We start from the raw sequence: 19,367 nt of genomic DNA, 5'->3' as shown, positions 1-19,367 counted from the left end.
TCGACACAGGGTTGACCCTGCTCCTCGGCAGGGGTGGCCCCGTGGTCCCGGACGTCGGCCGCGCGGACCCTCGGACCCGTCGCATCAGCTCCGGAGGTCGTCATGTCCAGTACGCGAGCCTGGGTCCGGCAGCACCGCCTGACCACCTTCTTCGTCCTCGCCTACGTCGTGGCGTGGGTCCCGTGGCCGCTCGCCGAGGCCGGGCTGATCCCCGGGCAGTTCTTCTTCCCCGGCGCTCCGCTGGTCGCCGCGCTCGTGGTGATCGGGGTCGCCGAGGGGCGGACCGGGTACCGGGACCTGCTCTCCCGGTTGCTCCGCTGGCGGGTCGGCTGGCAGTGGTACGTGGTGGCGGTCGGCGTCCCCGTGCTGCTCGTGCTGGCCACCGGCTGGGTCGTCGCGTGGCTGGGCGCCCCCGCCCCCGACCTCTCGGCGATCGTGTGGGCCGATGTCGCGATCGTGCTGCTGGTCCGCCTCGTCGATCCCACCGACGGGGCGCTCGGCGAGGAGCCGGGCTGGCGCGGCTACGCCCTGCCCCGGCTGCAGCTGGCCGCGTCCCCGGTCCGGGCGGCCACGGTGCTCGGCGTGCTGGCGGCCGGCTGGCACCTCCCGCTGGTGCTGACCGGCAACCTGCCCGTCGTCGGGCTGCCCTCGACGGTGGTGATCACGTTCCTCTACGTCTGGCTGTTCAACCGCACCGGCGGCAGCCTGCTGATGGCGCTGCTCTTCCACGCCAGCCAGGGGGCGTTCACCTACGGGATGCTCGGCTTCGACGCCGCCGACGAGGACCGCGCCGCCGTCGTCTACTTCGCCGTCCTGGTGGTCGCGGTGGCCGCCACGCTCGTCCTGGACCGCACGGCGTGGCGGACCGCGCCCCCCACGGCGATCGCGACCGCCGACGAACCCCTCGCGCGCACCGGGCGCTGACGTACCCGACCGGCAACGACAGGAAGGTGATCACCGTGCTCATCACGACGACGAACGAGGTGCCGGGCCACCGGATCGAGGAGGTGTACGGCGAGGTGTTCGGCCTCACCGTCCGCTCCCGGCACGCCGGGTCCCAGCTCGGCGCGGCGATGAAGTCCCTCGCCGGCGGGGAACTCCGCGGGCTGACCAAGAACCTCGAGGAGAGCCGGCAGGAGGCCCTGGAACGACTCGTCGGCGCGGCCGAGGCCAAGGGCGCCGACGCGGTGGTGGCCATGCGCTTCGACACCACGGAGATGGGCAGCACCTGGACGGAGGTCTGCGCGTACGGCACGGCGTGCCGGCTGACCAGGCTGTAGCCGACACTGCTGCGGGCCGGGGCGACATGGTCGCCCCGGCCCGCGAGGCGCCGCGCTCGTCCTCAGAGCTCCGGCGCCGCCGCGTGCACCGGATGACGGCGGGTGCCCCAGGCGTAGGTCTGCTTGCGCAGGCCGAGGTAGAGGTGGGTCTCGGTGGACTCGACGCCGTCGATCCCGCGGATGCGGGCCACCGTCTCCAGCAGCTGGTCGTCGTCCTCGCAGACCACCTCGACGAGCAGGTCGACCGACCCCGCGACGATGACCACGTAGTCGACCTCGGCGAGGTCGGCGAGGGCATCGGCGACGGCGCGGGGGTCGCCACTGGTGCGGACCCCGACCATCGCCTGGCGGGAGAAGCCCACCTGCAGCGGGTCGGTCACCGCCACGATCTGCATGACGCCGGCGTCCAGCAGCCGCTGCACCCGCTGCCGGACGGCGGCCTCGGAGAGGCCCACGGCGGTGGCGATCCGGGCGTAGGGACGGCGGCCGTCCTCCTGGAGCTGCTCGATGATGGCGCGTGAGACGTCGTCCAGCACGAACTGCCCCCGGGTGGTCATCCTCGGATCGTATCGACGCAGTGGACTGACGGGGTCGTCCGTCCGGGTGGCTGGCCGCTACGCTTCCCTTGCTCCGACTTCCTCCGCACGACGGGATCCGCAGCGATGACCACCACCGAGCAGGACGTCGCCGCCCCGGGCCAGCCCCTCGGCGCGGAGGCCACCGCGAACCTGTGGCTGCACTTCTCGCGCATGGGGGCCTACCGGGACACCCCGCCGCCGGTGATCGTCCGCGGCGAGGGGGCCGAGATCTTCGACGACCGCGGCCGGCGCTACCTCGACGGGCTGGCCGGGCTGTTCGTCGTCCAGGCCGGGCACGGGCGACGGGTGCTGGCCGAGGCGGCCGCGCGCCAGGCGGAGCAGCTGGCCTTCTTCCCGCTGTGGTCCTACGCCCACCCGGCGGCGGTCGAGCTCTCCCAGCGGCTGGCCGCCGCCGCCCCCGGCGACCTCAACCGGGTCTTCTTCACCACCGGCGGCGGCGAGGCGGTGGAGACCGCGTGGAAGGCCGCCAAGCAGTACTTCAAGCTGACCGGCAAGCCGGAGAAGACCAAGGTGGTCAGCCGGGCGGTCGCCTACCACGGGACGACGCACGGCGCGCTGGCGATCACCGGCGTCCCGGCGCTCAAGGAGGTCTTCGAGCCGCTGGTGCCCGGCGCCTGCCACGTGGCCAACACCAACCTCTACCGGGCGCCGGTCCACGGCGACGACCCGGAGGCGTTCGGCCGGTGGGCCGCCGACCAGATCGAGCAGCGGATCCTCGCCGAGGGCCCGGACACCGTGGCCGCGGTCTTCCTCGAGCCGGTGCAGAACGCCGGCGGCTGCTTCCCCCCGCCGCCGGGCTACTTCGCGCGGGTGCGGGAGATCTGCGACCGGCACGACGTCCTGCTGGTCAGCGACGAGGTGATCTGCGCGTTCGGCCGGCTGGGCAGCACGTTCGCCTGCGACAAGTTCGGCTACGTGCCCGACCTGATCACCTGCGCCAAGGGGATGACCTCGGGCTACTCCCCCATCGGCGCGATGATCGCCTCCGACCGGGTCATGGAGCCCTTCCTGCGCGGGACGGCGTCCTTCCCGCACGGCTACACCTTCGGCGGGCACCCGGTGAGCTGCGCCGTCGCGCTGGCCAACCTCGACCTGTTCGAGGAAGAGGGCCTCGACGCGCACGTGCTGGCCAACGAGGCGGCGTTCCGGGCGACCCTGGAGCGGCTGCTCGACCTGCCGATCGTCGGCGACGTCCGCGGGGACGGGTACTTCTACGGGATCGAACTGGTCAAGGACAAGGCGACCAAGGAGACCTTCGACGCGGCCGAGTCGGAGCGGCTGCTGCGCGGCTTCCTCTCCGGCGCGCTGTTCGACGCCGGGCTCTACTGCCGGGCCGACGACCGCGGCGACCCCGTCGTGCAGCTCGCCCCGCCGCTCATCTGCGGCCAGACCGAGTTCGACGAGATGGAGCAGATCCTGCGCTCGGTGCTCACGGAGGCCTGGTCCCGGCTCTGAGGGATCCGTTGATCATCGCCAGCCGGTCACGCCCGCCGGTGTGTCGGGCGACCCTCCGACGATGATCATCTACGCCGAGCGACCTTGGCACCGAGCAGGCCCGCCGGATTCGCGGGCCGGCCTCCAGCAGTGCCTGGACAAGATGGCCGTGCTGCTGACCGGCGAGCCCTCGCGGGCACCCGAGGCCGATGCCTCGGACCACCTTGGGCATCGGCACGTCGGCGCTAGCCTCCGGCGGTGGGCGTCGAGGAGAACAAGGCCGTCATCCGGCGGTGGGTCGAGGTGACCAACGCGCACGACCTCGATGCACTCGTCGAGCTGTTCACCCCGGACACCGTCGACCACGTCGGGCGGCGCGCCGGCCCGGAGTGGTGGCGGCAGGTGTTCCAGTTCCTGTACGCCACCTTGCCGGACTGGCAGTGGACGCTCGATGACCTGGTCGCCGAGGGCGACCGGGTGGTCGCGCGCCTCACGGCGCGAGGGACGCACCTGGGATCGGAGATCCCGTTCCTGCACGGCGTGGCGCCCACCGGCAAGCCGGTGGAGTGGACCCACCACCACAGCTTCCGGCTGGTGAACGGCCGGATCGCCGAGCACTGGGCCAATCGCGACGACCTCGGTTTCCTGCGCCAGGTCACCTCCACCGGCGGGTAGCAGCGCGGGGCTGACCACCGCAGCGAGGGGGCGCGTCGACCGGCACCCGGCCGTGAAGACGGCCGAGACCCACATGGGGACGTCTGCCCAGGTCAGCGGTGGCGTACCGCCGCGCGATCGCCCACAGTGACGATCATGGTGGGCGACCAGAAGAGTCCCTGGCAACGGCGGTACGAGGCCGGAACGGCCCGCGAGCGGGCCGGGAACGAGGCATGGGTGAAACGCCGCTTCGGCGTCCCGATCGGCCGGACGATCGCCCGCGAGGTCCCGTGGGCACTCGGGCTGTTCCTGCTCCTCTCCCTGCTGCAGGACTGGGTGTGGGGACTCGTGGGCGCGCTGGGCTACCTCGTCGTCATGCTGGTCTTCCGCGCCTGGGCGCGACGGCGTCACGGCGTCTCGACCACGAACCAGTGATCGCCGGCCGGCTGCTCCGCTCGCACCGATGAATCGCACCGTCGCCGGACGTCAGAAACGGCATGGAGCCCGTAGTTGAACAGGACCTCCGCTTCGGTGACCCGGAGTCGCCTCCGACGCCCTGGGCCGAGACGCTCGAGGTGCTCGAGACCGCCGAGCTCTTCTGGATCTCCACCGTCCGCAGCGATGGCCGGCCGCACGTCACACCGCTGCCGGCCGTCTGGCACCGGGACCGGCTCCACTTCTGCACCGGCGCCGGAGAACAGAAGGCGGTGAACCTCGCGCGCAACCCGCACGTGGCGCTCACCACCGGCAGCAACCGGTGGAAGGTGGGGCTCGACCTCGTGGTCGAGGGCGCCGCCGTGCAGGTCACCGACGACGCCACGCTCCGGACCCTCGCCGACCTCTGGCGCAGCAAGTACCAGGGCGACTGGGACTTCACCGTCGAGGACGGGACGTTCCGGCACGAGGACGGCGGCGCCGCGATCGTGTTCGAGGTGGCTCCGACGAAGGTGCTCGCCTTCGCCAAGGGCCGGTTCGCGCAGACCCGGTACCGCTTCCCGAGCACGTCGGCCGACCGCTGAGCCGGTGCCCGCACCCGGCGGCGGAACACCCTCAGTGCCGGAGCGCGGGACCGCCGTCGCGGAACAGGTCCGCGTACGCCTGACCGGCCAGGATGCGGGCCACCTCGCAGTCGCCGTGGCCGCGGCCGGCGATCAGGGCGACGAGCTCGTCGCGGTCGGCGAGGGTGTCGTAGTCGGCCAGCTCCTGCATCAGCGCCCGGTGCGCCATCCGCCTGCTGCGGGCGCGCCCGAGGTGGGTGCGGAGCCCGACGCACGCAGCGGTCCACGGCATGACCGTCTCCAGTTCCGTCCGGACCGCGAGCCTCCCACGACGCGCCGGCGCGGCGAAGACGTCCCTGAGCGAACCGTCGGCGTTCACCCGGGAACGTCGTCCCCGCGTCAGGCGCCGTGCTCCCTGGCCGGGACGCAGAGGACGGGCCGGTCGGACACGTGCAGCAGCTTGTGCGACACCGACCCGAGGAACGCACCGCGCAGCGGGCTCTCACCCCGCGTGCCGAGGACGATCACGCGGGCGTCGTGCCGGCCGGCGGCCTCGACGATCGCCTGGGCCGGCTTCTCCGACAGCACCTCGACCACCGTCCGGACGCCGGCGCTGTCCGCCTCCGCGACCGCGTGCTGCACCGCCGTCCGGCCCATCTCCGCCACTGCCCGCTGGTGGGCCTGGAACTCCTCCCCGAGCCCGCCGGGCGGCTCGACGCCGTAGACCAGCACCAGCGGCTCGTCGAAGCGGGCGGCCAGCGAGATGGCCATGTCCAGCGCCGGGCGGGAGCCGGGCGACTCGTCGTAACCGAGGACGATGCTCACCGCAGGTCCTCGTCGACGTGGATGCGGTCGCCGGCGATCCCCGGCCGCTCCTGCCAGAACCGCCGGTCCCGGGCCCGCCAGACGAACATGAGGACCAGGCCGACGACGAAGATCGCGACGCCGATCACCAGCGGGGGCCCGACGCTGAGCCACGCCTGGCCGGTGTAGGAGTTCTCCGGGTCGGCGAGGTCGCCGAGGGACAGCACCAGCAGCCAGATCAGCAGCGCGGACCCGATCAGCGGGCCGACCCCGATGAGGAAGAACGACGCGACGCTGCGGGTCAGCTGCCGGCGGTGGTAGACGGCGCAGGCGATGCCGGTCAGCGCGTAGTAGAAGGCGATCAGCAGCGACAGCGCGGTGATCGAGTCGAACAACGCGTTCTCGCTGAGCAGGCTCACCGCCACGAACCAGACGCTGGCGATGCCGCCCACCCACCAGGTGGAGACGTCGGGCGTGCGGTGCCGCGGCGAGATGTGGCCGAAGCGGCGCGGGAAGGCGTGCCGGCGGGCCATCGACAGTCCGGTGCGCGAGGCCGGGAGGATCGTCGTCTGGGTGGAGGCGATCGCCGCCGTCGCCACCGCGAGCAGCACCACCCAGTCCCAGCCGCCCATGACCTCGGTGGCCAGCAGCGCGAAGATCGCCTCCTCCTCGTCGGCGTTCTCCGCGAGGTAGTCGGTGCCGGCGAAGGCGAGGACGGCGATCGCGACGCCGACGTAGGTGACCAGCAGGACGACGGTGGAGACGATCGCCGCCCGGCCCGGGGTCGAGGTGGAGTCGCGGGTCTCCTCGGTCAGGTTGACCGCCGACTCCCAGCCCCAGTAGGCGAAGACGCCGAGCAGCAGGCCACCGGTCAGGGCCGCCCCACCGGCGCCGAACGGGTTGAGCCAGCTCCAGGCCGGGTCGAGCCCGCCCAGCGGGCTGTTCCCGGTCACGCCGCGGACGATGGCCACCGCGGCGAACACCAGCAGGGCGACGGTCTGGGCGAGGATCAGCCCGTTCTGCAGGTGCGCAGAGAGCTCCGTGCCCAGGACGCAGATCCACGTCATGAGAAGGATCAGCGCCACGGTCAGTACGAGGACGACCGGCGTGTTCTCGGCCAGCGAGTCGAGGTTCACCGTGCGCAGCGTGAAGACGACGCCGACGTTGGCCAGCGACCCGATGATGAGGACGCCGGTCATCGTGATGGCCCAGCCGCCGATCCAGCCGAACCAGGGGCCCATCGCGCGGGTGACCCAGGAGAACGTCGTCCCGCAGTCGGGGTCCACGCGGTTGAGCGCGGCGAACGCCGAGGCGATCAGCAGCATGGGCACGAAGGAGGCCAGCAGCACGCCCGGCGTGTTCACCCCGGTGAGCGCGACCAGCGCACCGATGATCGCGGCGAGCGAGTACGCCGGCGAGGTGGAGGCCAGCCCGATCACCAGGGCGTCGAGGAAGCCGATGGCGCCCGGCCGGAGGGTCGGCTCGGCGACCGGGTCGGCGACGGAGTCGGCGGGGTCGGCGCTCATGCGACGGTTATCGCAGCCACAGCGCCCCACGGCAAGGGTTTGGTGCGCAGGAGCCTGGTCCGACCACGGAACTCGTGGCTAGGGTGGCCGCCACTCCCCGGAGGTGGTCATGCGCATCCTGCTGGTCGGCGCCGGTGGCGTCGGCAGCGCCGTCACCACGATCGCCGCACGCCGAGAGTTCGTCGAGCGCCTGGTCGTGGCCGACTACGACCAGGCCCGCGCCGAGAAGGCCGTCGCCGTGGCCGGTGACCCGCGGTTCGTGGCCGCCCGGGTGGACGCCTCCGACGAGGCCGCCGTCCGGGCGCTGCTGGCCGAGCACCGCTGCGGCGCGCTGCTCAACGCCACCGACCCGCGGTTCGTCATGCCGCTGTTCCGCGCCGCCCTCGCCGCCGGCGTCGACTACCTCGACATGGCCATGTCGCTCTCCTCCCCGCACCCGGAGCGGCCGTTCGAGGAGACCGGCGTCAAGCTCGGCGACGAGCAGTTCGCGCTGGCCGGCGAATGGGAGGCCGCCGGACGGCTGGCGCTGGTCGGCATCGGCGTCGAGCCCGGGCTCGCCGACGTCTTCGCCCGCTACGCCGCCGACCACCTGTTCAGCGAGATCGACGAGCTGGGCGTGCGCGACGGGTCCGACCTCACCGTGCGGGGCCACGAGTTCGCGCCGTCCTTCTCCATCTGGACGACGATCGAGGAGTGCCTCAACCCGCCGGTCGTGTGGGAGCGCGACCGCGGCTGGTACACGACCGAGCCGTTCAGCGAGCCGGAGGTCTTCGACTTCCCTGACGGCATCGGCCCGGTCGAGTGCGTGAACGTGGAGCACGAGGAGGTGCTCCTCATGCCGCGGTGGGTCGACGCCCGACGGGTCACCTTCAAGTACGGCCTCGGCTCGCACTTCATCGAGATCCTCAAGGTGCTGCACGAGACCGGCCTGGACTCCACGACCCCGGTGCGGGTCGGCGACGTCGAGGTGTCCCCCCGCGACCTCGTCGCCGCGGCGCTGCCCGACCCGGCCGGCCTGGGCGAGCTGATGTCCGGGAAGACCTGCGCCGGCCTGTGGGTGAGCGGCACCGGCACCGACGGCCGACCGCGGCAGGTCTACCTGTACCACGTGGTGGACAACGCCTGGTCGATGGCGGAGTACGGGGCACAGGCGGTCGTCTGGCAGACCGCCGTCAACCCCGTCGTCGCCCTCGAGCTGCTGGCCACCGGCCGCTGGCGCGGCAGCGGCGTCCTTGGCCCCGAGGCCTTCGACGCGGTGCCGTTCCTCGACCTGCTCACCGAGTACGGCTCGCCGTGGCACCTGCGCGAGGGCGGCTGACCGCTGCCCGCCCGGCGGTCGCGGCCGCGACCGCGCCGAGCGCGTTGGTCGCCAGGTGCAGCAGCGCCGGGGCCAGCAGGCTGCCGCTGCGCTCCCAGCAGCAGCCCGGCCCCCGCCGTCCCCCGCGCAGGCGGCCGGCACCAGGGCGCCGCGGACGGCGGGCGCGCCGGTTCCCGGCCGGACGATCATGCACGCGTGGGGCTCCCCCGGTCCGCGCGGCGGGCCGTTCCGGTGGTGGTCGGGGTCCCGTGCGTCGTGGTCGTGACCGTCAGCGGGGAGCTGACCCCCGCAGCCCTGCTCGCGGTGACCGGTGCCGGCGGTGTGGTCGCGGCGGTGGCCCTCGCCGCGCGGTCGGGTGCCACGGCACCACCGGTGGGCCGCGCCGGCCGGCCGTGGCTGCTGTGGATCGCGCTCGTCCTCGCGTGGGAGGTGACGGTCCTGGCGCTGCCCGGCGTCCCGAGCCTGAGCGACCTGCTCGACCCCGTGCTGGCGCAGCCGCTGGTGCGCGCCGCGGCGACGGCCGGCTGGCTCGCGGCCGGCGGGTGGCTGCTGGCCCGGCCCTCCGGCCGGGACCGGCCGTGAGCGGCACGGTCCTGAGCCTCGCGGGGTTCGCGCTGCTCGCCGTCGCCGGCGTCTGGCTGGCCGGTGCCGGCCGGCGCTCCGCCGGCCACGTCACGGCCGCCGAGGCGGTCGCCGCGGCCATGCGCACGCTGCCCGGGCGCCTCGCGGTCCTGGCGGCCTGGCTGTGGCTGGGCGTGCACTTCCTCGCGCGCTGACAGTCGCTGCGATGCTCCCGCTGCTGTCACCCGGCGTGCTCGGCGACGACCGTGTCCAGCACGTCGAGCGCCTCGGCCAGCAGGTCGGCACCGATCACCAGCGGCGGCAGGAAGCGCAGCACGTTGCCGAACGTCCCCGCGGTCAGCGTGATGACGCCCTGCGCGTGGCAGGCCCGCGAGATGCGCGCGGTCAGCTCGGCGTCCGGTTCGGTCGTGCCGGGGCGCACCAGCTCGACGGCGAGCATGGCCCCGCGGCCGCGCACGTCGCCGATCGCGCCGGTGCGCTCCTGCAGCGCCCGCAACCGCGGCAGCATCGTCGCCTCGATCGCGCGGGCGGCCCCGGCGAGGTCCTGCTCGGCCATGGTGCGGATGGTCGCCAGCGCGGCGGCGCAGGCCACGGGGTTGCCGCCGTAGGTGCCACCGAGGCCGCCGGTGTGGCAGGCGTCCAGGAGCTCGGCGCGCCCGGTGAGCCCGGCCAGCGGCAGGCCGCCGGCGATGCCCTTGGCGGTGGTCACCAGGTCGGGCACCACCTGCTCGTGCTCGCTGGCGAACCAGCTGCCGGTGCGGCAGAAGCCGGTCTGGATCTCGTCGGCGACGAGGACCGCGCCCGAGCCGCGGCACCACTCGGCCAGGGCGGGCAGGAAGCCCGGTGCCGGGACGACGAAGCCCCCCTCGCCCTGGATCGGCTCGATGAGCACCGCGGCCACGTTGCCGGCGCCGACCTGGGTCTCGACCAGCGAGAGGGCGCGCGCGGCCGCCTGCTCGCCGGTCATCCCCGGCTCGTCCCGGAACGGGTAGGACATCGGCACGCGGTATACCTCGCCGGCGAACGGCCCGAAGCGGTGCTTGTAGGGCATGTTCTTCGCGGTCAGGGCCATCGTGAGATTGGTCCGGCCGTGGTAGGCGTGGTCGAAGACCACGACCGCCTGCCGCCCGGTCGCGTGCCGGGCCACCTTGACCGCGTTCTCGACCGCCTCGGCGCCGGAGTTGAACAGCGCCGAGCGCTTCTCGTGGTCGCCGGGGGTCAGCCGGGCCAGTTCCTCGCAGACGGCGACGTAGCCCTCGTAGGGCCCGACCATGAAGCAGGTGTGGGTGAACGCGGCCACCTGCGCCTGCACCGCCGCGACCACCTCGGGGGCGGCGTTGCCGACGGTGGTGACCGCGATCCCCGAGCCGAGGTCGATGAACGAGTTGCCGTCGACGTCGACCACCACGCCGCCGCCGGCCCGATCGACGTAGACGGGCAGCACGCTGCCCACGGCCGAGGTCACCGCGGCCGCCCGCCGGGCGGCGAGCTCGCGCGAGCGCGGGCCCGGCACATCGGTGACCAGCCGGCGCACCTGCTCGAGGGCGGACCCGGTCAGCACATCCGTCATGAGATCTCCTCGGCTCGGCGGGGCGCTGGAACGGCCACCCCTCAGGGTCCCGCGCCGAGCATGCGAGGCGTGGGGGGGAAGGGTGGTCCTCTCAGAAGGCCGGCATGACCTCGTCGTGGATCAGCCGCAACTGCTCCTCGACGGTGGCGACGCCGGCGATCTCCCGGCCGGTGAAGGCCTTCACCATCGAGACGTCGGTGATGGCGGCGATGAGGTGGTTGACGCCGGCCGGCTCGATCTCCTTGATCTTCGCGGTGACCTCCTCGGGGGTGCCCGCGAACGACAGCTTCTCCGCGAGCTCCGGCGTCGTCAGCTCGATGCCCTTGGCGAGGTCCCCGCCGCCGATCGCGTCGATGATCGGCTTGAGGCTGTCGGGGTCCACGCCGTTGCGCTGGAGCTGCTCGGCCGGCATGGAGGAGGCGTAGATCCCGACCATGCTGCGGGCGGCGTCCTTCGCGGCCGCGGAGTCCCGGCCCACCGCCACGACCACCCAGGCGCCGAAGTCCAGCGTCGTCCAGTCCTTGCCCGCCTTCTCGGCGCCGATCCGCAGGTGCTCGGCGGCGTAGTCGTAGGCCGCGCGGGTGTAGCTCAGCGCGTGGTGGCAGCCGTCGGAGTGCTCGGCCGCCGCCTCGAACGACCGCGGTCCGCGCATCGCGCCCATCTTCACCGGCACCCGCTCCTGCACCGGGCGGGCGAAGGTGAACAGGCCGTCGTAGCGGAAGAACTCGCCGTCGAAGGTGATCGCGCCGTCGTCGAGCAGCGTGCGGATGACGTGCACGCCCTCGATGACCCGCGACAACGGCTTGGTCGTCGTCCAGTCGATCTTGTACTCGGCGAGCAGGCCGAAGTTGCCGCTGGAGAGCACCACCTCCGCGCGGCCGCCGGTCAGCTCGTCGAGGGTGGCCGCCGCCTGTGCGATCAGGGTGGGCTCCCGCAGGGTCACCGAGGACACGCTCGGCCCCATCCGGATCCGCGAGGTCTGCGCCGCGGCCGCGGCGAAGAGCAGCCAGAGGTCCTTGTGCCAGGTCTCGTCGGCCGCGTAGACGGCGTGGAAGCCGAGCTCGTCGGCCAGCTTGATCGCCCGGAGCGACTCCTCGAGGGGGTAGTCGGGCAGCATCGCGTAGCTGAACTTCATCGGATCTCCTCACTCGGGACGGTGGACGACGGGGCGTTCCCGGCCCCGCGCCGGATCTGCTGGAGGTGAGCGGCGACCTCGATCGCATCGCCCTCCGGGACGCCGTCGGAGTGCCGGTCGGGCCGGGCGATCGCGAGGTAGAGCAGGCCGGCGACCAGCACGATCCCCACGCCGATCGCGACGATCCAGCGGTCGAGGAAGGCGTCGGCGTCGCCGGGGCGGATAAGCAGGTAGATCGCGAACAGGCCGTAGGCGAGCGCGGCGACGTTGACGACCAGACCCCAGCTGCCGAGGTTCCACAGCCCGGCCGGCCGCCAGCCGCGCAGCCGCTGGCGCAGCGCGGCCAGGACGACGGCCTGGAAGGAGATGTAGATGCCGCAGACGGCGAACGCGGTGACGCGGGCGAGGGTGTCCGGCCGCCAGAAGACGAACAGGCAGATCAGCATCGGCAGGACGCTGACCACGATCAACGCGTTGATCGGCACCGCGTTCCGCTCGGGCAGGTGCGCCAGCCAGCGGCTGCCCGGCAGCATCCGGTCCCGGCCGAAGGAGTAGAGCAGCCGGCTGCCGGCCGCCTGGAGGGACAGCACGCAGGAGATGAACGCCGTGACGATGACGACGAGGAAGATCTTCGACCCCACCGTGCCGAGGGAGCTCTCGAGGATGCCCGGGATCGGATCGGCGTTCTCGCCGTCGACGATGCCCTGCAGGTCGGGGGCGGCGAGCACGTAGCCGGCGTAGGACAGCAGGCCCGAGACGCCTCCGACCACGATCGTGAGGATCATGGCCTTCGGGATCCGCCGGGTGGGGTCGGAGACCTCCTCGGCCACGTCCCCGCAGGCCTCGAACCCGTAGAACAGGAAGAGCCCGGACAGCGAGGCGGCCAGGAAGGTGGCCAGGTACGCCTCGTCGCCCCCGGCCCCCATCGCGTCGAAGAAGACCGAGAACGGCTGCTCCCGCCGGAACAGCAGCAGGTACAGGCCCAGGGCGACGACACCGATCAGCTCGGCGGCCAGACCGATCTTCGCGACGCGGGCCAGGGTGCGGGTGCCGCTGACGTTGGCGAGGAACGCGACGACGAGCAGACCGACCGCGGTGAGGAGGACGACGCCGGGGGTGGCGGCGACGCTGAACAGCGCCGCGACGAAGCCGCCACCGAACTCGGCGACCGCGGTGATCGTGACGATGACCGCCCAGATGTAGACCCAGGAGACGATCCAGGCGTAGCGCCGGTTCCACAGCCGCCGGGTCCACGGGTAGATGCCACCGGCCAGCGGGTACTGCGACACGACCTCACCGAAGACCAGCGCGACGAGCAGTTGGCCGATGCCCACGATGACGATCCACCAGATGGCGGGTGGGCCGCCGATGGAGAGGCTGAAGGCGAACAGCGAGTAGACGCCGACCAGCGGGGACAGGTATGTGAAGCCGAGGGCCATGTTGGCCCACAGGCCCATGCTGCGCTCGAACTCCCCCGAGTAGCCGAGGGCGGCGAGCTGCTCCTCGTCGGCCGAGGAGGCCCGGGGGTGGTGCGCGGAAGTGGTCACCGACATCTCCTGGGATCGGCGGAGCCCCGGTCCCCCTCAGCGCCGAGGCTGTGCTCCAGCTCACATGACGCGGCGAAACCTATAGACCCATAGTTCAAGGAGGCAAGGGGCCGCTGAGCGGCTCGTCGCCGCGCCTCGCGGTCAGCCGGTCGGCAGCCCGTCGTCGCCGTCCACGGCGTGCAGCCGCCAGGGCACCCCGGCCACCGGCACCCCGTCGCCGGGCAGGTCGACGCCGGGCCGCAGCAGCGCGCCGACCAGCCGGGTGGCCGACGTCGAGAGCACCACCCGGCCCTCGTCGTTGACGAGCACGAACGCGGGCACGTCGGCACCGAGGAGGCCCAGCAGGTGGGTCTCGAACCGGCTCACGGGGACGTCGGCGCCCACGACGCCGAGGAACCGCCCGCCGTCGAGCACCGGCTCGGTCAGCGTGAACAGGTAGCGGCCGGTGCCGTGGACGTCGACGTAGGGGCCGACGACGTGCCGCCGGCCGGTGCGCCGCGGGACGTCGAACCACTCGGTCGACGTGTAGTCGTAGAAGCCGAGGCTGGACGGGCGGAGGTCGGGGTGCAGCGCTCCCAGCCGCCCGCCGGCCGGGTCGACCTGCCACCAGAGCAGGCGCAGGCCGACGCCGTCCTCCGGCCTCGGGGCGACGATCAGCCCCAGCCCGACCGCCAGCTGGCCGGGCGTCCCGAGCAGCTCGCGGACCGCCTCCTCCAGCCGGTCCGCGCCCGTTCCCGCCGGGTCGCGCAGTACCGGCAGCGCGGCCGCCTGCAGCCGGTGCACCTCGGCGAACACCTCCTCGACGACCGCCGCCACGTCCGCGGCCAGCAGCGCCGTCCCCGCCGCGGTCACCCGGCCACCTCCGCGCCCGACGCCACCGCGGGGCCGCCGGCGGCACGCAGCCGGCGCAGGCACAGGTCCACCGACCAGGCCGTGCGGGTGTCCACGTGCTCGGCGGCGAGCTCGCGGGCCCGCGCGGGGTCGCGGGCGTCGATCGCGTCGACGACGGCCCGGTGGCCGGCGACCACCACCGCGAGCAGCCGCGGGTCCGAGGCCGGGGGCCAGGGCAGCTGGCCGAGCTCGAGGTGCAGGTCCATCTCCTGCATCGTCAGCCGGACCGACTGGGCACAGGCGGCCAGTTCGACGTAGAACCGGCCGTCGGCCCGGCGCTGCCCGGTCGGGGTCTCCTCCCGCGCCAGCCGGTCGACGATCTCGCGCAGCCGCGCGATCTCGCAGGCCGAGGCGCGGGAGGCGGCGAGCCGGGCGGCGGCGGAGGCGACCGCGGCGTGGACGTCGCCGAGCTCGCGCAGGTCGGCGGTGCCCAGCTCGGTCAGCCGGGCGTCGGCGAGCTCGGCGAGGGCGTCGTCGCGGGAGCGGACGAAGCTGCCACCGCCCCTCCCCCGCCGGGTGTCGACCAGGCCGAGCGCGCGCAGCTCGGCCAACGCGTCGCGCAGGGTCACCGTCGAGACGTTGAGCATCGTCGCGAGGTCGGTCTCCGAGGGCAGCTGCTCGCCGTCCCCGAGCAGCCCGAGGGCGATCGCGCTGCCCACCCGGCGGACGACGGCCTCGCTGCGCAGGGCGCCGTCGTGCAGCGGTGCGAACACCGCCCGGCGGGCGTCACCGCTGAGCACCTGCACCGCGTCCGCCTCCCGCCGTCCGAGCCGCCCAGTCTGCCCTCGGATACCCCGAGCGGTTAACCATTGATCCCATAGGTTTGCCCCGTTAGCGTGGCCGCACCCTGCCTCGAGAGTGACGAGGAGCACATCCGTGACACAGGTGCAGCCCGAGCGGGTGCCCGAGGCCGATGCGCTGTCGGTGCCCTTCACGCCCGGAGTCCCGTCCAACCCGCCGGAGCTGACGAGCTACCCGGAGACGCTGGCCGGACCCGTACCGCCGCCCCGCACCGACCCGAAGACGGCGGCGTTCGTCGAGCAGTGGCGCAACACCTCGTACAACTGCTTCTCCTCGGGGCACAAGTTCTGCCGCGAGGTCTGCCCGGTCACCCAGGTCGAGCGCAACGAGTCGTGGACGCCCACGGCCTTCCACGCCAACGTCGTGGCGATGGAGCGCGGCGAGCTGGACATCGCCGACATCGCCGCCGACTACGTCAACTGCACGCAGTGCGGCGCCTGCGAGCTGCGCTGCCCGAACACGCTGTTCACCGGCGACTTCTACCGGTTCCGCACCCGCACGGTGGACGTGGTCAAGGCGGTCCGGTCCCTGGCGGTGGAGAGCGGGGTGCACCAGCCGAACTGGCAGAGCTGGAACGAGCGCACCGACCTGCGCACCCACGAGCCGGTGCTGGGCGAGACGCCGGTCGGCCAGGAGACGGTGCGCAGCTGGGCCGAGGGGCTCGATCTCCCGATCGGCGGGGAGACGGTGCTGTTCGTCGACTGCGAGGCCGCGTTCTACCGGACGTCGGTGCCGCGCGCGGTCGCCCAGGTGCTCCAGCTCGCCGGGTACGAGTTCGGCCTCATGCGCGAGCAGTGGTGCTGCGGCGGCCCCGCAGCGGAGATGGGCTACGCCGAGCAGGCCCAGCGCTTCGCCCGTCACAACCTGGACGACTGGCGCGCCACCGGGACCCGGCGGGTGCTGGTGCTCGACCCGCACGACTACATCAGCTTCACCGAGGACTACCCGAGGTACTTCGGCGAGGAGTTCGACGACATCGAGGTCGTGCTGGTGCTCGACGTGCTGGCCCAGCTGCTGCGCGAGGGCCGGCTCACGCCCTCGGTGCCGGTGGACCGGGCGATCACGTACCACGACCCCTGCCGGCTCAACAAGCGCAAGGGGATCTGGCAGGAGCCGCGCGAGCTGCTGCGGGCCATCCCCGGACTGCGGTTCGAGGACGTCGACCGGGTGACGCAATGGTCCTACTGCTCCGGCGGCGGCGGGGGGCTCCCGATCGAGAAGCCCGAGCTGACCGCCCGGATCAGCGCGGCCCGCCTGGAGCGCGCGGCCGAGCTGGACGTCGACACCCTGGTCAGTGCCTGTCCCTGGTCGGAGCGGCCGCTCTCGGACGCCGGCGACGCGCAGGACATCGACGTCGTCGACCTGCACGAGCTGTTCGCCCAGTCCCTCGGCATCGACGTCGGCGGCTCCCGCGGCGACGTCGGCGACCGCCGGCTGGCCCAGGAGCGCACCGGCGTCCCCGGCCGGGCCCGGCGGACCCGCGGCACCGGCGGCGGGTGCGGTGGCGGCTGCGGCAACGGGGCCGGCGGCTGCGGATGCGGCGGGCACTGACCATGACCACCACCTTCGGCGCCACGCCGTTCACCAACGAGCCGTTCACCACGCCGCCGCTGAGCGACGAGCGCCTGGCCACCCTGGTCACCGCACTGCGCGGGGTCCTCGCCGACGACCAGGTCCTGCTCGCGAAGACCGACCGCTACAACCGGGCGCGGGTCCCGGCGCCGTTCCCCGTGCACCGCTGGTCCGACCGCGTTCCCGACGTCGTGGTGATGCCCAGGTCCACCGAGCAGGTGGCCCAGGTGGTGCGGATCGCCAACGACCTCAAGGTGCCGGTCGTCCCGCGCGACGGCGGCACCGGGCTCACCGACGGCGCCGTGCCGATGCACCGCGGCATCGTCGTCGACGTCAAGAAGATGGACCAGATCCACGAGCTGGACCTGGTCCACCGCACGGTCACCGTGGGCACCGGCATCAACATGCTCAAGCTCAACGAGCGGCTGGCTCCGCACGGGCTGTTCTACCCCGACGACCCCGCGTCCTACCCGTGCTCGCTGGTCGGCGGGCGGATCGGCACCAGCGGCTGGTCGCTGATCGGCTCCCGCTACGGGCACACCCGGGACCTGGTGCTCAGCTTCGACCACGTGCTGCCCACCGGCGACGTGCTGCACGTCGGCGACGGCATCGGGCAGCAGATCAGCAAGAGCTCGAGCGGCTACCAGCTCAAGCACCTGTTCATGGGCCACCAGGGCACCCTGGGCATCGCGACGCGGGCGACGCTCAAGCTGTTCCCGAAGCCGGAGGCCGAGCTCTCCCCGTTCTGGGCCTTCGACAACTACGACGACGCGCACGCCTGCACCGGGGCGCTGGCCCGGGCCGGGGTGGCCACGTTCGCCGGGGCGGTGCTCTTCGACGAGCACAAGGTCGCCTACCTGCGGCGGGACGACGAGGCCTACATCCCCCAGCCGGCCGACGTCCGCGCCCTGGTCTGCGCGGTCATGTACGGCTACGAGGACGAGGTGCGGGCCGGCGGCAGGCGGTTGTTCCGGATCGCCAAGGAGCACGGCGCCCGGTACCTCGGCGACGAGATCTCCGAGGGCGACTGGGCCGCCCGGCACGACCGGTACGCCACCCCGCTGCACGGGCGCACCAAGGACGGCCAGGTGATCCCGATGTCCTGGCACTGCGAGGACGCCTCGATCACCTTCGCCAACCTGCCGGCGGTCTCCCGGGCGTGGCACGAGATCCTCGCCGACCTGCGCCGTCGGACCGACGTCTTCGACGACTGGGGCATGTTCGCCTACACGAACACCTCCACCGGCGTGGACTACCTCACCGAGATCGACGTCGGCATCTGGGAGCAGCGGCTCGACGAGGCGGCCTGGGCGGCGTGGGTGGAGGCCAAGCGGGCCATCGCCCAGGTGGCCATCGCCTCCGGCGGCTCGATGAGCGCCTGTCACGGCTCCTGCCGCGAGGGCGAGGTGGACCTGCTGCCCCAGGAGCTGGGCCGGGGGTTCGACGTGATGCTCGACGTCAAGCGGGTCCTGGACCCGAACAACATCATGAACCCGGGCAAGTACCTGCTGGACCGGGCCTACGACCGGAGCACCGATGCCCACCGATGACGCCCCGCCCGTGACCGCCGACGGCGCGCCGGCCGGCCCGCCGGCCGCGGCGCCGTACCGCTTCGCCGAGCAGCACACCCCGCCGTCGCCGGTGCGGGTGAGCGAGGTCGCGCAGACCACGTTCGAGCACGTCTACGAGGTGGACCCGCGGCTCATGGAGCGGCACGTGCTGCAGCAGGTCTTCCCCAACTGGGACACGCTGCGGATCATGCGCAGCCGGCACGACCACCTGCACTGGATGCACCAGCACTTCGCGTCCGGGGTGGTCACCGGGTCGGAACTGCTGGCCGAGGTGGAGGCCGAGACCGCGTCCTCCGGAGAGGGATCCGCATGAGCGAGAAGCTGGAGCTGCGCAACTTCGTCGGCGGGCAGCACGTCGACGCCACCGACGGCCGCCGGATGGACCTGGTCGACCCGGCCACCGGGGAGGTGTTCGCCACCGCGCCGGTGTCCGGCGCCGAGGACGTCGACCGCGCCTACGCCGCCGCGGCCGGCGCCTTCGACGGCTGGCGCGACGCGACGCCGTCGGAGCGCTCGCTGGCGCTGTTCCGGCTCGCCGACGCGATCGAGGCGCACGCCGACGAGCTGGTGGAGCTGGAGAGCCGGAACACCGGCAAGCCGCTCGGCCTGACGGCGACCGAGGAGATCCCGCCGATGGTCGACCAGATCCGGTTCTTCGCCGGCGCGGCCCGCAACCTCGAGGGCCGGGCGGCCGCGGAGTACATGGCCGGCCACACGTCGTGGATCCGCCGCGAGCCGGTCGGGGTGATCGGCCAGGTGACGCCGTGGAACTACCCGATGATGATGGCCGTCTGGAAGTTCGCGCCCGCGGTCGCGGCCGGGAACACCGTCGTCCTCAAGCCGTCGGACACCACCCCGGCCACCACCCTGCGGATGGCCGAGCTGGCCGCCGAGTTCCTCCCGGCCGGCGTGCTCAACGTGGTCTGCGGGGACCGGGACACCGGGCGGGCGCTGGTGGAGCACCGCACGCCGCAGATGGTGTCGATCACCGGCTCGGTACGGGCCGGCATGCAGGTCGCGGAGGCGGCCGCGCACGACGTCAAGCGGGTGCACCTCGAGCTCGGCGGCAAGGCCCCGGTCGTGGT

The 19,367-nt window shown here is 73.1% G+C and carries 22 protein-coding genes; 13 read left to right on the top strand and 9 right to left on the bottom strand.

Annotation, left to right across the window (positions count from 1 at the left end):
* Positions 1-102 precede the first annotated feature (102 nt).
* Positions 103-924, top strand: coding sequence for a CPBP family intramembrane glutamic endopeptidase (locus tag MY526_RS13895; protein WP_436704107.1), 822 nt, complete (start codon positions 103-105; stop codon positions 922-924).
* Positions 925-950: 26 nt separating this feature from the next.
* Complete coding sequence (locus MY526_RS13890; protein WP_436692877.1) at positions 951-1,280, top strand: YbjQ family protein; 330 nt, start codon at positions 951-953, stop codon at positions 1,278-1,280.
* A 62-nt stretch (positions 1,281-1,342) separates the two neighbouring features.
* Here MY526_RS13890 and MY526_RS13885 read toward each other — a convergent pair whose 3' ends face one another.
* Positions 1,343-1,837 carry an Lrp/AsnC family transcriptional regulator gene (locus tag MY526_RS13885; protein ID WP_436704106.1) on the bottom strand — a complete coding sequence of 165 codons (495 nt, stop codon included), beginning with the start codon at positions 1,835-1,837 and terminating at the stop codon, positions 1,343-1,345.
* A gap of 105 nt (positions 1,838-1,942) precedes the next feature.
* On the opposite strand from MY526_RS13885, the gene MY526_RS13880 reads away from it, so the two are divergent.
* From MY526_RS13880 to MY526_RS13865, 4 genes are all read left to right on the top strand, one after another.
* Positions 1,943-3,334: an aspartate aminotransferase family protein gene (locus MY526_RS13880; protein ID WP_436692873.1), complete on the top strand. Its 1,392-nt coding sequence runs from the start codon at positions 1,943-1,945 to the stop codon at positions 3,332-3,334.
* A gap of 237 nt (positions 3,335-3,571) precedes the next feature.
* Positions 3,572-3,988 carry an ester cyclase gene (locus MY526_RS13875; RefSeq protein ID WP_436692871.1) on the top strand — a complete coding sequence of 139 codons (417 nt, stop codon included), beginning with the start codon at positions 3,572-3,574 and terminating at the stop codon, positions 3,986-3,988.
* A 135-nt stretch (positions 3,989-4,123) separates the two neighbouring features.
* Positions 4,124-4,402 carry a hypothetical protein gene (locus MY526_RS13870; RefSeq protein ID WP_436692870.1) on the top strand — a complete coding sequence of 93 codons (279 nt, stop codon included), beginning with the start codon at positions 4,124-4,126 and terminating at the stop codon, positions 4,400-4,402.
* 62 nt (positions 4,403-4,464) lie between these two features.
* On the top strand, positions 4,465-4,986 hold the full coding sequence (locus MY526_RS13865) for a pyridoxamine 5'-phosphate oxidase family protein (RefSeq protein WP_436704105.1): 522 nt from the start codon (positions 4,465-4,467) through the stop codon (positions 4,984-4,986).
* Positions 4,987-5,017: 31 nt separating this feature from the next.
* Here MY526_RS13865 and MY526_RS13860 read toward each other — a convergent pair whose 3' ends face one another.
* The 3 genes from MY526_RS13860 to MY526_RS13850 all read right to left on the bottom strand — a co-directional run bounded on the left by MY526_RS13860 (position 5,018) and on the right by MY526_RS13850 (position 7,295).
* Entirely contained in the window at positions 5,018-5,257 is a 240-nt protein-coding gene (locus tag MY526_RS13860) for a hypothetical protein (RefSeq protein ID WP_436692867.1), read from the bottom strand.
* Between the two features lie 107 nt (positions 5,258-5,364).
* Positions 5,365-5,790: a universal stress protein gene (locus MY526_RS13855; protein WP_436692865.1), complete on the bottom strand. Its 426-nt coding sequence runs from the start codon at positions 5,788-5,790 to the stop codon at positions 5,365-5,367.
* The gene (locus MY526_RS13850; protein ID WP_436692863.1) at positions 5,787-7,295 is read right to left on the bottom strand and encodes an APC family permease; all 1,509 of its coding nucleotides are present in this window, start codon (positions 7,293-7,295) and stop codon (positions 5,787-5,789) included. The genes MY526_RS13855 and MY526_RS13850 overlap by 4 nt, the downstream gene beginning before the upstream one ends.
* Before the next feature lie 109 nt (positions 7,296-7,404).
* Between MY526_RS13850 and MY526_RS13845 the strand changes: the two genes are divergently transcribed.
* The 3 genes from MY526_RS13845 (at position 7,405) to MY526_RS13835 (ending at position 9,389) form a co-directional block, all read left to right on the top strand.
* Positions 7,405-8,613: a saccharopine dehydrogenase family protein gene (locus MY526_RS13845; protein ID WP_436692861.1), complete on the top strand. Its 1,209-nt coding sequence runs from the start codon at positions 7,405-7,407 to the stop codon at positions 8,611-8,613.
* 195 nt (positions 8,614-8,808) lie between these two features.
* A complete protein-coding gene (locus MY526_RS13840) occupies positions 8,809-9,195 on the top strand; it encodes a hypothetical protein (RefSeq protein ID WP_436704104.1) in 387 nt (128 codons plus the stop codon).
* Positions 9,192-9,389 carry a DUF6186 family protein gene (locus MY526_RS13835; protein WP_436692858.1) on the top strand — a complete coding sequence of 66 codons (198 nt, stop codon included), beginning with the start codon at positions 9,192-9,194 and terminating at the stop codon, positions 9,387-9,389. Before MY526_RS13840 ends, MY526_RS13835 begins: the two co-directional genes overlap by 4 nt.
* A 26-nt stretch (positions 9,390-9,415) precedes the next feature.
* Here the strand turns inward: MY526_RS13835 and gabT are convergent, their stop codons facing one another.
* The 5 genes from gabT to MY526_RS13810 form a co-directional block, all read right to left on the bottom strand.
* Positions 9,416-10,765, bottom strand: a complete 1,350-nt coding sequence (gene gabT / locus MY526_RS13830) for a 4-aminobutyrate--2-oxoglutarate transaminase (RefSeq protein WP_436692857.1) — start codon at positions 10,763-10,765, stop codon at positions 9,416-9,418.
* Between the two features lie 91 nt (positions 10,766-10,856).
* Complete coding sequence (locus MY526_RS13825; protein ID WP_436692855.1) at positions 10,857-11,900, bottom strand: LLM class flavin-dependent oxidoreductase; 1,044 nt, start codon at positions 11,898-11,900, stop codon at positions 10,857-10,859.
* Positions 11,897-13,447: an APC family permease gene (locus MY526_RS13820; RefSeq protein ID WP_436704103.1), complete on the bottom strand. Its 1,551-nt coding sequence runs from the start codon at positions 13,445-13,447 to the stop codon at positions 11,897-11,899. Before MY526_RS13820 ends, MY526_RS13825 begins: the two co-directional genes overlap by 4 nt.
* Before the next feature lie 141 nt (positions 13,448-13,588).
* Positions 13,589-14,299, bottom strand: a complete 711-nt coding sequence (locus MY526_RS13815; RefSeq protein WP_436692851.1) for a cache domain-containing protein — start codon at positions 14,297-14,299, stop codon at positions 13,589-13,591.
* The gene (locus MY526_RS13810) at positions 14,296-15,084 is read right to left on the bottom strand and encodes a FadR/GntR family transcriptional regulator (protein ID WP_436704102.1); all 789 of its coding nucleotides are present in this window, start codon (positions 15,082-15,084) and stop codon (positions 14,296-14,298) included. The genes MY526_RS13815 and MY526_RS13810 overlap by 4 nt, the downstream gene beginning before the upstream one ends.
* Positions 15,085-15,214: 130 nt before the next feature.
* On the opposite strand from MY526_RS13810, the gene MY526_RS13805 reads away from it, so the two are divergent.
* From MY526_RS13805 to MY526_RS13790, 4 genes are all read left to right on the top strand, one after another.
* Positions 15,215-16,690, top strand: coding sequence for a (Fe-S)-binding protein (locus MY526_RS13805; protein ID WP_436704101.1), 1,476 nt, complete (start codon positions 15,215-15,217; stop codon positions 16,688-16,690).
* Positions 16,691-16,692: 2 nt separating this feature from the next.
* Positions 16,693-18,261, top strand: coding sequence for an FAD-binding oxidoreductase (locus tag MY526_RS13800; protein WP_436704100.1), 1,569 nt, complete (start codon positions 16,693-16,695; stop codon positions 18,259-18,261).
* Positions 18,248-18,595 carry a hypothetical protein gene (locus MY526_RS13795; RefSeq protein ID WP_436704099.1) on the top strand — a complete coding sequence of 116 codons (348 nt, stop codon included), beginning with the start codon at positions 18,248-18,250 and terminating at the stop codon, positions 18,593-18,595. Before MY526_RS13800 ends, MY526_RS13795 begins: the two co-directional genes overlap by 14 nt.
* Positions 18,592-19,367, top strand: a 776-nt coding sequence (locus MY526_RS13790) for an aldehyde dehydrogenase family protein (protein ID WP_436704098.1), incomplete at its 3' end; no start/stop codon positions are given. The genes MY526_RS13795 and MY526_RS13790, both read left to right, overlap by 4 nt.

The organism is Geodermatophilus sp. CPCC 205761 (genome assembly GCF_051383655.1).
GTDB lineage: Bacteria > Actinomycetota > Actinomycetes > Mycobacteriales > Geodermatophilaceae > Geodermatophilus.
Note: the sequence above shows the minus strand (reverse complement) of the source record. Positions and strands in the feature narration are given on the sequence as shown.